14 protein-coding genes are annotated in these 11,885 nt (G+C 68.5%); 7 read left to right on the top strand and 7 right to left on the bottom strand.

What is annotated here, in order from left to right; all coding sequences use genetic code 11:
* Positions 1–3 precede the first annotated feature (3 nt).
* Together Q3A80_RS07230 and Q3A80_RS07225 are read right to left on the bottom strand one after the other, a co-directional pair.
* Positions 4–1,254: a YbfB/YjiJ family MFS transporter gene (locus Q3A80_RS07230; protein ID WP_446328376.1), complete on the bottom strand. Its 1,251-nt coding sequence runs from the start codon at positions 1,252–1,254 to the stop codon at positions 4–6.
* A gap of 350 nt (positions 1,255–1,604) precedes the next feature.
* Positions 1,605–2,150, bottom strand: coding sequence for an RBBP9/YdeN family alpha/beta hydrolase (locus tag Q3A80_RS07225; RefSeq protein ID WP_446328375.1), 546 nt, complete (start codon positions 2,148–2,150; stop codon positions 1,605–1,607).
* A 117-nt stretch (positions 2,151–2,267) separates the two neighbouring features.
* On the opposite strand from Q3A80_RS07225, the gene Q3A80_RS07220 reads away from it, so the two are divergent.
* From Q3A80_RS07220 to Q3A80_RS07210, 3 genes are all read left to right on the top strand, one after another.
* A complete protein-coding gene (locus Q3A80_RS07220) occupies positions 2,268–2,723 on the top strand; it encodes an Lrp/AsnC family transcriptional regulator (RefSeq protein WP_446328374.1) in 456 nt (151 codons plus the stop codon).
* A 423-nt stretch (positions 2,724–3,146) separates the two neighbouring features.
* Positions 3,147–3,269, top strand: coding sequence for a hypothetical protein (locus Q3A80_RS07215; protein WP_006752127.1), 123 nt, complete (start codon positions 3,147–3,149; stop codon positions 3,267–3,269).
* Between the two features lie 57 nt (positions 3,270–3,326).
* On the top strand, positions 3,327–4,280 hold the full coding sequence (locus Q3A80_RS07210) for a leucyl aminopeptidase (protein ID WP_446328373.1): 954 nt from the start codon (positions 3,327–3,329) through the stop codon (positions 4,278–4,280).
* A gap of 8 nt (positions 4,281–4,288) precedes the next feature.
* On the opposite strand, the gene Q3A80_RS07205 is transcribed toward Q3A80_RS07210, so the two are convergent.
* On the bottom strand, positions 4,289–4,798 hold the full coding sequence (locus Q3A80_RS07205) for an N-acetyltransferase family protein (RefSeq protein ID WP_446328372.1): 510 nt from the start codon (positions 4,796–4,798) through the stop codon (positions 4,289–4,291).
* A gap of 428 nt (positions 4,799–5,226) precedes the next feature.
* On the opposite strand from Q3A80_RS07205, the gene Q3A80_RS07200 reads away from it, so the two are divergent.
* Together Q3A80_RS07200 and Q3A80_RS07195 are read left to right on the top strand one after the other, a co-directional pair.
* Entirely contained in the window at positions 5,227–5,559 is a 333-nt protein-coding gene (locus Q3A80_RS07200; RefSeq protein ID WP_446328371.1) for a type II toxin-antitoxin system RelE/ParE family toxin, read from the top strand.
* Positions 5,556–5,870 carry an addiction module antidote protein gene (locus Q3A80_RS07195; RefSeq protein ID WP_446328370.1) on the top strand — a complete coding sequence of 105 codons (315 nt, stop codon included), beginning with the start codon at positions 5,556–5,558 and terminating at the stop codon, positions 5,868–5,870. Before Q3A80_RS07200 ends, Q3A80_RS07195 begins: the two co-directional genes overlap by 4 nt.
* Positions 5,871–5,901: 31 nt before the next feature.
* Here Q3A80_RS07195 and Q3A80_RS07190 read toward each other — a convergent pair whose 3' ends face one another.
* Both Q3A80_RS07190 and Q3A80_RS07185 read right to left on the bottom strand, forming a co-directional pair.
* The gene (locus Q3A80_RS07190; RefSeq protein WP_446328369.1) at positions 5,902–7,920 is read right to left on the bottom strand and encodes an LssY C-terminal domain-containing protein; all 2,019 of its coding nucleotides are present in this window, start codon (positions 7,918–7,920) and stop codon (positions 5,902–5,904) included.
* A 102-nt stretch (positions 7,921–8,022) separates the two neighbouring features.
* Positions 8,023–8,475 (bottom strand): hypothetical protein, encoded by a 453-nt coding sequence (locus Q3A80_RS07185; protein WP_446328368.1) that lies wholly within the window; start codon positions 8,473–8,475, stop codon positions 8,023–8,025.
* A 316-nt stretch (positions 8,476–8,791) separates the two neighbouring features.
* Between Q3A80_RS07185 and Q3A80_RS07180 the strand changes: the two genes are divergently transcribed.
* Together Q3A80_RS07180 and Q3A80_RS07175 are read left to right on the top strand one after the other, a co-directional pair.
* The gene (locus Q3A80_RS07180; RefSeq protein ID WP_446328367.1) at positions 8,792–9,445 is read left to right on the top strand and encodes a response regulator; all 654 of its coding nucleotides are present in this window, start codon (positions 8,792–8,794) and stop codon (positions 9,443–9,445) included.
* Positions 9,442–11,247, top strand: coding sequence for an MASE4 domain-containing protein (locus Q3A80_RS07175; protein ID WP_446328366.1), 1,806 nt, complete (start codon positions 9,442–9,444; stop codon positions 11,245–11,247). The genes Q3A80_RS07180 and Q3A80_RS07175 overlap by 4 nt, the downstream gene beginning before the upstream one ends.
* Positions 11,248–11,280: 33 nt before the next feature.
* Here the strand turns inward: Q3A80_RS07175 and Q3A80_RS07170 are convergent, their stop codons facing one another.
* Both Q3A80_RS07170 and Q3A80_RS07165 read right to left on the bottom strand, forming a co-directional pair.
* Positions 11,281–11,580, bottom strand: coding sequence for a type II toxin-antitoxin system RelE/ParE family toxin (locus Q3A80_RS07170; RefSeq protein WP_446328365.1), 300 nt, complete (start codon positions 11,578–11,580; stop codon positions 11,281–11,283).
* Positions 11,577–11,852 carry a YlcI/YnfO family protein gene (locus tag Q3A80_RS07165; RefSeq protein ID WP_446328364.1) on the bottom strand — a complete coding sequence of 92 codons (276 nt, stop codon included), beginning with the start codon at positions 11,850–11,852 and terminating at the stop codon, positions 11,577–11,579. Before Q3A80_RS07165 ends, Q3A80_RS07170 begins: the two co-directional genes overlap by 4 nt.
* Positions 11,853–11,885: the final 33 nt, after the last annotated feature.

Raw genomic sequence — 11,885 nt, 5'->3', positions numbered from 1 at the left:
GCGTTACGCCGAAGCGCGCAGCGCACGCTGTCCGGCCGCGAGCGCCGCGCCCGCGAACAGCGTCAGCGCCGAATACACGAGCCCGCGTGCGAGCCCCGCGCTGTCCGACACCCAGCCGATCGCGACCGGCCCGGCGATCTGGCCGAACGCGAAGATCGTCGTGAACGCGCTGATCCCCTTCGCCCAGCCTTGCGGCGGCAGGTTGTGGCGCACGAACGCGGTCGTCGCCGCGACCGCCGACAGGAACGTCGCGCCGAACAGCACGCCCGACGCGAATGCGGCCGCCGGGTGCACGAACAGCGCCGGCATCAGCGTCGCGACGCCGAGCAGCGCGTTGAGCACCGCGAGCGCCTGGCCGCCGCGCATCCGGTCGAGCAGCGCCGACCACAACCGCGCCGACACGACGGTCGCGACGCCGAGCATCACGTAGAACGCGGACACGACCGTGCCGCTCATCCCGGCGCCGCGCAGCAGCGCGACGATGAACGTCATGTAGCCGATGTAGCCGACGCCGAAGAGGCCGTAGCCCGCGAGCGCGAGTGCGAAGCGTGCGGGGCTCGCGGTCGCGGCCGGCGCAGCGCCGTCGCGCGGTGCGACGGGTGCCGCATGTGCACGCTCGATCCGGCGCGCCGCCGACACGGCCATCGCCGAGAACAGCACGCACGCGAACGCGAGTGCGAACCACGCGGGCTGCCAGCCGTGGGGGCGATGCACGAGCGTCGCCGGCACGAGCAGCGACGACGCGACGATGCCCCACCCCGTGCCGCCGTAGTAAAGCCCGAGCAGCAGGCCCGCATCGCGCGGCGACGCGGATGCGAGCCGCGCGGCCAGCACGCCGCCGCTGATGAAGATCAGCGCGCTGCCGACACCCGTTGCGAGCCGCTCGACCAGCAGCGCGTTCATCGCGGACGTGAGCCCGCATGCGGCCATCAGCAGCGCGGTCAGCGCGCAGCCGGCCGAGAGCAGCGTGCCGCTGCGCCAGCGGCGCGACAGCAACGGGAAAACGAGCGCGCCGATCAGGTAGCCGGCCGCGTTGGCCGTGTTCAGCGCGCCGGCCTGTGCGAAGGTCCAGCCGAGATCGGCCTTCATCGGCGGCAACAGCAGCGCATACGAGAAGCGCGCGAGGCCGAGCGCGATCGCGCTGCCGAGCGACAGGCAGATCGCGAGCCGCCACGCGGCCGCGCGGTCGGGTTCGGTGGCGCCGGCGGCCGGCCGTGTCCGGCCGGCGTGTTCCGGTTGCGGCGCTGCGCGCATCGCGGTGTCTCCATCGTGGTTCGGGGCCCGTGGGGCCTCGGGGCCGCAACGGCGACGCGGGGTGGCGTGGCGTCGTCGATACGGAAGCCGTGTTGTGGCAGGCGCCGATCGCGATTGCAGGAACCGGTGCGCCGATCGGGCGATGATACTTGAGCGGCAGCGAGGTCGTTGGGCGCTACGCGATGATGCCCCGCGAACGCCGGGCACGCCGCGCCAGGAAGCCGATGCGTGCCGGCCTGTGCCGGCCGGCGCGCACCGACGCGTGCCGACGCTCCAACGCTCCGAGCTTCCGAGCTTCCGAGCTCCCGAGCTCCCGATGCGTGCCGATACACGCCAGTACGCACCGCTCGCTACGCGCCCAACCCGGCGGTAAACGCCGTAAAAAGCGCGCGCCCTTCGTCCCACGCCGCCAACCCGGACGCCGCATTCAAATGCCCGCGCGCGCCGAGCACGACGGGCGTCGCACCGTGCGCCGCCGCCCACGCGATCGCACGACCCGACGGATCGTACGGATCGTCCGTGCTCGCAATCGCCAGCACCGGCCTATCGCCCAACGTGCCGTCCGGCAAACGCGCGAACGCCTGTGCAGCGACCGGAAAATTCGGCCCTTCGGGATCGGGCACCGCGACGAGAAACGCCCCGTGCACCGGGCGCACCGCAGCGGCACGCCAATGCGCGAACAGCAGGCAGCCGAGCGAATGGCACACCACGACCGGCGGCGTCGGGGCTGCCGCGACAGCCGCATCGAGCGCCGCGATCCAGTCGAGCAGGTCCGGCGCGTCCCACGATGCCGGTGCGATCCGTGCGGCGCGCGGCCACGCCGCTTCCCAGTGCGACTGCCAGTGATCCGCGTCCGAATTGCCGATCCCCGGCACGATGACGATGCTTCGCTCCATTCCCGCCTCCATCAACATGAGAGCGTCCAGTCTGACCGGCCGGACAATCGCGCGGAATGGCAAGTCATCGGATATTCGGACAGAATCCCGATGAATTAACGGAACAGGAAGGCCGAGATGCCCGACGGAGAACTGGATCGCCTGGATATTTCGATCATCGAGGCGCTGCAGGAAAATGCGCGCACGCCGTTGTCGGAAGTCGGCCGGCGCGTCGGGCTGTCGCAGCCGGCGACGTCCGAGCGCGTCAAGCGCCTCGAGGAACGCGGCATCATCGCCGGCTACACCGCGCGAATCGATCCGGCCGCGCTCGGGTTGGGAATGATGGCCATTATCCGGCTGAAAACGACGCACGAGCGCATCAAGCCCGCGTTGCATGCATTCGCCGACATGCCGCACGTGATCGAGGTGCACCGGATGACCGGCGAGGATTGCTTCCTGCTGAAGGTGCTCGTGCCAACGCCCGGCCAGCTCGAAACCATCGTCGACGCGATCGCCCGCTTCGGTGCGGTCACCACTTCGCTCGTGCTTCGCTCCGAGCCGGTGAAGCCGCTCGGCAAGGCGCTGCTCGGCTGACGCCGGCAACGGTGCCGGACCATGCCCGCCAACCGCACGGGGAGCGATCGCATTGCCGGCGTCGCGCGATGCGGTACGGCGCAACCGCGAATCCATCACACGCGAATATCGCAAATCGAAACGATCGACGTAATTGGATTTGATTTAAAAACATCAAGCTTCGATTAATTCGACATGGCCCCGATATTCTGCAAAAAAATACGCCCGTGTCGATTCGCTTTATTGGCGCTGATCCCTCGATCAGCCGAATACGCCCGATGTTTAGCACGTCCCCGCTAAAAACCTTGCGATGCATTGCATTCACGAAATCGTCAGACTAATATCGACGCCACTCGTCCGGTATTCAAAAAATACCGAATGAGCGGCGGTAATTCCTTTACCGCGCTTTCATGTTGAATCGCTGTTCACCACAGGAGAATTGACATGCAGGAAACCCGGCAGATCGAATTGCTTGACTGGATGCAGGAAGACACGCACCCCGAGGCCGTCGACATGATGGTCGAGGATGCCGTGGTGCCGTTCGGCACCGCGCTCTGGCCGGTCTGAGCACCAGCCCGTTCCCGCGGAAGGGCTGCGGCCCTTCCGCCGCTTCCGGAGACATGCATGCTGAACCTGCACCGCGCGCTGGGTTTCCATCCGGCGCTGCGCGACAAGCTCGCGCGCGGCGAGACGGGCAAGCTGCTGGTCGGCTACGACACCCGCAACCGCGACACCGCACTGCGCGCGTTTTCCGCGCTGCCCGACTCGCTCGACGCGACGATCCTCTGCCTCGAAAGCACGCCTGCCGCCGACATTGCCGCCGCGCTCACGCAGGCGGACCTCGTCGTGCTGCTGTACGACTCGTCATGCCTGCCGACGCCATCGCCGAGCGGCCCGCCGTTCCTTGCCGCGATCCGTCCGGCGCTCGTCGAGCACTGGAGCAAGTCGGTGCTGTTCAAGGATTACGGCCCGCATCTGGACGAGGCGTTCGCCGAATCGCTCGACGACATCGCCGCGCGCAACGGCCGCTTGATCGAAGCGGCTGCGCGGGCATCGCAGGTCCACTTCATCGACGAAGCCGGCAACACGCTGACCGGCTCGCTCGCGCCGGACCAGAAATGGACGAGTGTCGACGGGATGGGCAACCTCGACGTCGTACCCGGCGAGATCGCAACGCATGTGACCGATCTGCGCGGCTCGATCGTGTTCAGCGGCACGTTCCTCGGCACCGTACCGTTCGCGATCAAGTACCGCGTGGCGGAGCGGCTCGCGACGCTGCACGTCGAAGACAGCCTGATCGTCGATTTCGACAGCGACGACGCAGGCTTCCGGCGCGACTTCGCGACCTATCTCGACCGGCATGAAAACCACCGGCGCATCGAGGAATTCGGCATCGGCACGAACCTCGGGATCCGCGGGCTGTACGGCCGCAATGCCGGCTTCGAGGAACGCCATCCGGGCCTGCACCTGGGCCTCGGCGGCGGCGCGAACGGCAGCCACCACCTCGATCTGATCTTCGCGCGCGGCACGCTCGCATTCGACGAGCGCATCGTGTTCGACGGCGCGTTCGCCGTCTGACGGCGAAATCAGGCGTCGGCGGCCGCTGCGTCGCCGAGCCACTTGTACATCACGAGGCAATCGACGAAGCCGAGCCGCGCGTGGCGATACGCGCGCGGCAGGCGGCCGACGATGTCGAAGCCGAGCTTCTGCCACAGCGCAACCGCGACCTCGTTCGTTGCGACCACCGAATTGAACTGCATCGCGAGGAAGCCGCGTTCGCGCGCGACCTGCTGCGAGTGTTCGCACATCAGCCGCGCGACGCCCTTGCCGCGCGCGGCTTCGTCGACCATGTAGCCGCAGTTGCACACGTGATTGCCGGGGCCGGCCGCGTTCGCCTTCAGGTAATACGAGCCGAGCAGCACGCCGTCCTCTTCCGCCACCCATGTGCAGAGCGGCGCGTCGAGCCAGATCGCGCGTGCGGCTTCGCGCGTCGGCGCGGGATCGAATGCATAGGTCTCCTGCGCGGCGACGATCGCGTGGTACGTGGGCCAGAAGCGGGGAAAGTCGTCTTCGGTCATCGGGCGAAGCGTGATCATGCGGGTCCTTTCGGGTGACGGAATGAATCGGCATCGCAGCAGCCCAGCCGCGAGCCGCGTGTATCACGCGATGGTGCCAGAAACCCGAGCGCGGAGCGCCTCTCTATCCAGCGACTGCCGCCGAGGCGCTGCCGCTCGTCTTAGCATGCGCGGCCGGCGAGCACTCGGTACATACCACTGAGACCGGCCATCAGGCCGAATCGCCGCCGCGCGTTCCGAATGAAAAAATGATCGTCGTTCGGCAAGCCGGCCTCAATGCCCGAAAGCCAGAGCCATAAAGGCGCTGCGTGCATCCGCGTGCAGCGCTTTCTCGTTGCGCCTCGTCTCGACCCGTGCGCCGCCCGGCGCGCGTTTCGCTTCATCGACCCCATTCGACTCCTCCCCGGCCAGGCCGGTATCCCTGTTCACCATGTGACTTATAAGCTACAATGCTCTCCAGGTTCGAACTGCTTCGCTACCAGCGCGACGACGGTCGCGAGCCTTTCACGGAATGGCTGAACGCCGTGCGCGACAAAGTCACCCAGGCGCGAATCCGGGAACGCCTGCGCCACGTACAGATCGGCAATTTTGGCGATTGCGAGCCGGTCGGCGACGGCGTAATCGAACTGCGTATCCACATCGGTGCCGGTTATCGCGTGTATTTCGCGCGATACGGCAGTGCGCTGGTTCTGCTGTTGTCCGGCGGCGACAAGCGCAGCCAGCCCGACGACATCAGGCGAGCAAAGGAACACTGGTTGAACTGGAAACGGAGGCAGATGTGAAGAAGCTCAAAGGCGCGGTATCTCACCACGATGCGGAAGTCGCCGAACTCGGTGCCGACCGCGAGCTCGCGGTGGCTTATCTGCGCGTCGCGATGGAGTCCCTCGACGATCCCGACAATCGGGCGGCCGGACTGCTCGCGCTGCGCACGGTGGCGGAAGCGCATGGCGGACTTGGCGCGGTCGCGGCCGAGGCCGGCATCAGCCGCGAATCGCTGTATCGCACGCTGTCGCCCAACGGCAATCCCACACTCAAAACCCTGCTCGCGGTGCTCAAGACGGTCGGCCTGCGCCTGTCCGTCGTCCCCGCGTGACAGCCCCCGCGCACAATCCAGCGCACCGGCATCAAGGCTGCACCATCCACACCAGCAACATCGCCGGCGGCGCCGCGCTCATCCCCGCCGGCGGCCGCTCGATCTTCGGCGCGACATTCAGCGCCTGCGCGATCGTCGCCGCATCGTCGACCGCCGCCGTGCGCACGATCGTCATCAAGCGCGCGGGCCGATGCAGCGTCTCGCGATACAGCGCGCCGTACCACAGCGGCCGCATCCCGAGCGCGTCCTGCAGCACGTACGGATAGCGCCACAGCCGCAGCACGAGCCGACTGTCCGGATGCGCCGGATCGACGCGCACGAACACGCGGCGCGTGCTCTCGCCGTGCGTATAGCGCGGCAGCACCGGCAATGCATCGGCCGGCGTCTGCGGCAACAACCAGCGCAGCGCGGTCGCAGGCGACCACGGCGTCGCGCGCTGCCAGCCGGCCAGCGCAAGATGACGGTCGAGCGTGTCCGACGTCGCGCACCATTGCAGCGGCAGATATTCCTCGCGATCGCCGCCGATCTCCGTGCGCCGCGCCGGCACGCGCTGCCATCCGCCGCGCAGCCACTGGTCGACCGTCATCGCGACGACGTCGCCCACATGCGGACGCGCCGCGCGATCGAGCTGCCATTGCGCGGGCACCGTCCATACGCCGGCCGTCGCGAGCACGACGAGCACCGCGACGAGCGCCCCGCGCGGCTGCACGTGCTCGCGCACCTGCCAGTACGCATACGCGCCCGCCAGGACCGCGAACCATGCGAGCCCGAGGCTCCATCCGCCGAGCAGGCCCGACAGCCACGTATCGCCGACGTACAGCCGCGCGAAGCCGCCGAGCACGATCCACAGCACCACCGCCGTCACGACCGGAATGCGCCACAGCGCCGGCCGGTCGCGCGTCAGCACCCAGCCGATGCCGCTGCTCGCGAGCATCGCGAACGCCGCGTCGGCGTCGGGCAGCGACACGTGCGGCGCGCCGGGCGGCAGGCTCGCGGGCGTCGTGCCGGGCAGTCCGGTGCCGAACGCCGGCACGAGCACGACCGCGATGCCAATCGTGCCGAGCCACCACGCGGACGTCACCCAGCTGCGATGGATCATCAGCCAGACGAGAAACGCGGCCGCGACGATCAGTCCCGTATCGCGACCGTGCAGCACCGCGAGCGCGCGCATCGCCGCATCGACGGGCGGCGTGCGCAGGTTCTGCAGGAACGCATACAGCGCGATGTCGGCGTGCACCAGCGGATCGTTCGCGACGACGTCCTGCACGATGCCGGCGAACAGCCACACGCAGCCGACGAACAGCAGCGCGAACACGGGCACCGCGCCCGGCAGGCGGCGCACCTTCACGATCGTGTCGTGCAGCCGCGCGCCGAAGCGCGGCCAGCGGCGCACGCACGCATGGACGGCCGCGCTGCCCGCACGGCACAGCAACGGCCAGCCGCGCCGCAGCGCGACACGCACGCCGATCCACACGAGCGCGACCAGCGCGGCCACGACGAGCAGGATCGCGGCGACCCGCACGCTGATCGCCGCGGCAAGCGCCGCCGACGCGCCGAACAGGATGCCCGGTGCGACGTGCACGGGTGCCCAGATCAGCGCCGACACGACGTTGACCGGATAGAACGACCGGCGCGGCAGCGTCGCGCAGCCGACCACCACCGGCACGACCGCGCGCACCGGCGCCAGGAAGCGCGCGAGCACGATGCTCTTCATCCCGTGGCGCAGCACGAACTGCTCGCCGCGCGCATAGGCCTCCGCGTAGCCCAGCCGTACCCAGATGTTGCGGACCGCGCCGCGGTAGCGCCGCCCGAGTTCGTAGCTGATCCCGTCGCCGGCGATCGCGCCGGCGGCCGCGACGCCGATCGTGGTCCACGCGTCGAGCGCGCCCGCACCGATCAGCGTGCCGGCCGCGAACATCACGGCGCCGGCCGGCACGACCGTGCCGATCAGCGCGATCGCCTCGGCACAGGCGGCGGCGAACACGATCGCCAGCACGAGCACCGGATGGGCGCCGATCGCGCCGAGCCACGCGTGGATCGTCTCGCTCATCGCAGGCCGCGCCGCGTGACGGCGCCGTGCGCGTGCACCGGGCCGATGGTGGCGTCGGGAGCGTTCATCGGAACGTGCGCGCGCTCGCGGCGGCCGGCGGCGTCAGTCGAACTCGTGCTGCCGCGCGTCGGCTTCGAGCGGCGCGTCGTGATAGCCGACGGTCGCGATCTCGCGCAGATAGCGCGCGAGAAACGCGCCGATCGAGCCGGCTGCCTCGTACTGATGCACATGGCGGAATTCATGGGTAAGCAGGCGTCGCGTGTCGTGGCCGCGCAGCACGAACACCGCGTGGCCGAGCGTGAGGCCGATCGTGCCGGGCGACAGCAGCCCGGTGTCGCGCGCGATCGCGCCCAGCGCGGGCGTGTCGGGAAACGGCAGCCGGTCGGCGATCACGACGCGGATCCGCTCCGGCTGCGCGACGCCGACGGTACGCGCGTCGTCGGCCTGCGCGGGCGTCAGCGGCACGCCGCTTGCGAGCCCGTGCGCCGCTTGCGCGTCGGCCCACGCGACGGCATCGGGCAGCGCGGACGGCAGTATCTCGGCGAGATCGATCATCGTGACGGCTCCTGCGGTCGGAACGGTGCAATCGGGCACCAGTTTATCTCCGAATGGGCGCGAACCGCGAGGCATCGCGGCCGGCAGACCATCGAAAGGCGGCGGCAATAGCCCGCCCCGTCCGGCCCCGCAGCATGTATGATTTCGCGCAGATTATTTCCTTTCAAGATACATTCACCGCCCGGATGTCTCGAAAATGTCCTTCTGCTGCACCATTTCCCGCTTCGGCGGAATATATTGATCAGAGGATCGGAAGAACGGCCGCGGCGGCAACCGGCAGCGCAGCCCGCGGCGCCATCCCGAAGAGGACCGCTAGATGATCAGGGTAATGCTGGCTGACGATCACGCAGTCATGCGGGACGGACTGCGTCACATCCTGGAAACGGCCGGCGGTTTCGAAGTCGTCGGCGAAGCGAGCGACGGCGCTGCCACGCTCGCGCTGGCCGAGCGTCGCGCCGCCGACGTGCTGCTGCTCGATCTGTCGATGCCCGGACCGACCGGCATCGAGCTGATCCGGCTGATCAGGGCGCAGGCGCCGTCGCTGCGCATGCTGGTGCTGACCATGCACGCGGAGACGCAGTACGCGGCGCGCGCGTTCAAGGCCGGCGCGACCGGCTACCTGACCAAGGACAGCGCGACGGCCGAGCTGGTCGAGGCCGTCACCAAGGTCGCGTCGGGCGGCATCTATGTAAGCCGGTCGACGGCCGAAAGCCTCGCGCGCACGCTGCGTGCACCGGCCGACATGCTGCCGCACGAACGCCTGTCGGCGCGCGAACTCGACGTGATGCGCCGCATCGTCGCCGGCCAGACGGTCACGCGGATCGCATCGGACCTCACGCTGAGCGCGAAGACCGTCAGCACCTACAAGACGCGCATTCTCGAGAAGATGGAGCTGCCGCACGAAGCCGCGCTGGTGCGCTACGCGGTGCGTCACGATCTCGATCTCGACCTCGGCGTCGACGACGCATGATGGCCGCGTTCCGCTTCCGCTCCGCAGCCGCCGCCGGCGACGACGATAACGGCGCACGGGACCCGTCGCGCCTGTTCATGTCGTCGCTGCCCCCCGGCCGGCGCGAGCGGCGGCTCGCGATCGCGACGGTAATCGTGTCGGCGCTGATCTTCATCGCCATCGCGCCGTTCGCCGGCATGCAGCTTGCTCGCGTGTGGGGCTTCATTCCCGTGTACCAGTCGGCGATCGTCGTCAACGACATGGTGACGGCCGGCCTGCTGCTCGGCCAGTACGCGATCCTGCGCGAGAAATCGCTGCTCGCGCTCGCGGGCGGCTACCTGTTCACGGGCTTCATGGCCGGCACGCACATGCTGACCTTTCCGGGGCTGTTCACGCCGACGGGCCTGCTCGGCGCGGGCGAACAGACCACCGCGTGGCTGTATCTGTTCTGGCACGGCGGCTTTCCGCTGGCGGTCGGCGCGTACGTGCTGCTGCGTGCGGCGCCGCGTGCGCGCCCGCCATCGCTCGAACAGCGCCGCGCCGCGATTCCGGTCGTGCTCTGCATCGTGCTGACGACCGGTGCGACTGCCGCACTCGCGCTGCTCGCGACGGCCGGCCACGACCTGCTGCCGCGCATCATGCAGGGCAACCGGATGACGTCGACGATGACCGACGCGATCGTCGCCGTATGGACGCTGAACCTCGGCGCGCTCGTGCTGATGTGGCGGCAGCGGCACCGCCACTCGGTGCTCGACCTGTGGGTGATGATCGTGCTCGTCGGCTGGCTGTTCGACATCGCGCTGGCGGCGATGCTGAACCATGGCCGCTTCGACCTCGGCTTTTATGCCGGCCGCACCTACGGCCTCGTCGCGTCGGGCGTCGTGCTGTTCGCGCTGCTGTTCGAGAACGGCCGGCTGCATGCGCAGACGGTGCGCGCGCTCGCCGGTGCGCGCTTTCAGCATCTGCTCGTCGTGCAGAAGAGCGCGCAGCTCAACGACGCGAACGAACGCCTCGAACAGCGCGTTGCGGCGCGCACCGCGCAGTTGAGCGCGTCGAACCGCGACCTGCGGCGCGAAGTCGAGGAGCGCGTGCGCGCCGAACGGGCGCTGCAGGCGTCGCGCGAGGAGTTGCGCGAGATCGCGGCGATCAGCGCGACCGCGCGCGAGGCCGAACAGCGCCGGATCGCGCGCGAACTGCACGACGAACTCGCGCAGACGCTCGCGACGCTGAAGAACGATCTCGAATGGCTGCTCGATCACGTGCCGCAGGACGACGCGCCGCTCGCGCGCAAGATCGCGGCGATGCACGCGCTCGCGCGCGGTGCGGTGACGGCCACGCGGCGCATCGCATCCGACCTGCGGCCGCTGATGCTCGACGACCTCGGCTTCGCGGCCGCGATGCAATGGCTCGTGGAGGATTTCCAGCACCGTCACGCGATCGCGTGCACGCTGCACGTGGCGCCGGGCGAGCTGCAGCTCGACGAACCGTATGCGACGGCTGTGTTCCGGATCGCGCAGGAAGCGCTCGCGAACGTCGCGCGGCACGCGGCGGCGTCATGCGCGAGCGTCGAACTCCTTTACCGCGACGAGACGATCGCGCTGACGATTCGCGACGATGGCGCGGGCTTCGATCCGGGAGCCCCGCGCAAGTCGGGGTCGTTCGGGCTCGTGGGACTGCGCGAGCGCGCGTATCTCGTCGGCGGCACGCTGCGGATCGATACGACGCTCGGCGAAGGCACGACGGTGGAGGTGGATATTCCGGTGGCGTCCGCGCATGTGGCGATTGCGCATGAAGGAACGGGGACGTCGCGGATAAAGGGATAGGGGGAAGCAGCGGCGGCATGCCGCTGCGACGGCTCAGCGGTAGTCGTCTTCCCGCTGATGCCGAACGGCGAGGATCGTGACTTGTTCAGCGCTTTCGATTTCGAACAACGACACATAGCCTGACGTGCCGAAGGAAACGATCAGTTCGCGCAGGAACGGATTGCTTGCATCGATCTTGCGGCAGGTAAATGGAAACAATCGCAACATGGTCACACCTCGTTCGATCACTTCCAACGGCCCCGCTGCCGCTTCCGCATCGCGTTCGAGCAGATATCGATACAGTCGCACCAAGTCCTCACGCGCCGCTCGCGTGTATCGGACCTGATAGCTCAATCGCCCGCCCGCTTCGAACGAGCAGCTTTCAGCATGCTCTCGAGCTCGCTCTGAACATCCGCTGCGTCGACGTATTCGCCAGTGCGCCGTGCGTCGTCACGCGACGCCAAACCTCGTGCAACGAATTCACGCTGCAGGCGTCGCCGAGCAATACCATCGCGCAACGCCGACTCCATGAACGCGGACAGCGTCTCGTTTTCCGCCAGGACCGATTCCGCTTCCTCGCGCAACTGCGGGTCGACTCGCAGCGCGGGCATCGTGGCCGTTTTCATTGCATTCTCCATGCATTACATATGTAATGCATG

This window comes from Burkholderia sp. SR8, from assembly GCF_052851275.1.
Note: the sequence above shows the minus strand (reverse complement) of the source record. Positions and strands in the feature narration are given on the sequence as shown.

What these genes read in the sequence shown, in the direction of transcription:
- Q3A80_RS07230 (WP_446328376.1), bottom strand. Translation starts at nt 1,254, where the DNA reads ATGCGCGCAGCGCCGCAACCGGAACACGCCGGCCGGACACGGCCGGCC.
- Q3A80_RS07225 (WP_446328375.1), bottom strand. Translation starts at nt 2,150, where the DNA reads ATGGAGCGAAGCATCGTCATCGTGCCGGGGATCGGCAATTCGGACGCG.
- Q3A80_RS07220 (WP_446328374.1), top strand. Translation starts at nt 2,268, where the DNA reads ATGCCCGACGGAGAACTGGATCGCCTGGATATTTCGATCATCGAGGCG.
- Q3A80_RS07215 (WP_006752127.1), top strand. Translation starts at nt 3,147, where the DNA reads ATGCAGGAAACCCGGCAGATCGAATTGCTTGACTGGATGCAGGAAGAC.
- Q3A80_RS07210 (WP_446328373.1), top strand. Translation starts at nt 3,327, where the DNA reads ATGCTGAACCTGCACCGCGCGCTGGGTTTCCATCCGGCGCTGCGCGAC.
- Q3A80_RS07205 (WP_446328372.1), bottom strand. Translation starts at nt 4,798, where the DNA reads ATGATCACGCTTCGCCCGATGACCGAAGACGACTTTCCCCGCTTCTGG.
- Q3A80_RS07200 (WP_446328371.1), top strand. Translation starts at nt 5,227, where the DNA reads ATGCTCTCCAGGTTCGAACTGCTTCGCTACCAGCGCGACGACGGTCGC.
- Q3A80_RS07190 (WP_446328369.1), bottom strand. Translation starts at nt 7,920, where the DNA reads ATGAGCGAGACGATCCACGCGTGGCTCGGCGCGATCGGCGCCCATCCG.
- Q3A80_RS07185 (WP_446328368.1), bottom strand. Translation starts at nt 8,475, where the DNA reads ATGATCGATCTCGCCGAGATACTGCCGTCCGCGCTGCCCGATGCCGTC.
- Q3A80_RS07180 (WP_446328367.1), top strand. Translation starts at nt 8,792, where the DNA reads ATGATCAGGGTAATGCTGGCTGACGATCACGCAGTCATGCGGGACGGA.
- Q3A80_RS07175 (WP_446328366.1), top strand. Translation starts at nt 9,442, where the DNA reads ATGATGGCCGCGTTCCGCTTCCGCTCCGCAGCCGCCGCCGGCGACGAC.
- Q3A80_RS07165 (WP_446328364.1), bottom strand. Translation starts at nt 11,852, where the DNA reads ATGAAAACGGCCACGATGCCCGCGCTGCGAGTCGACCCGCAGTTGCGC.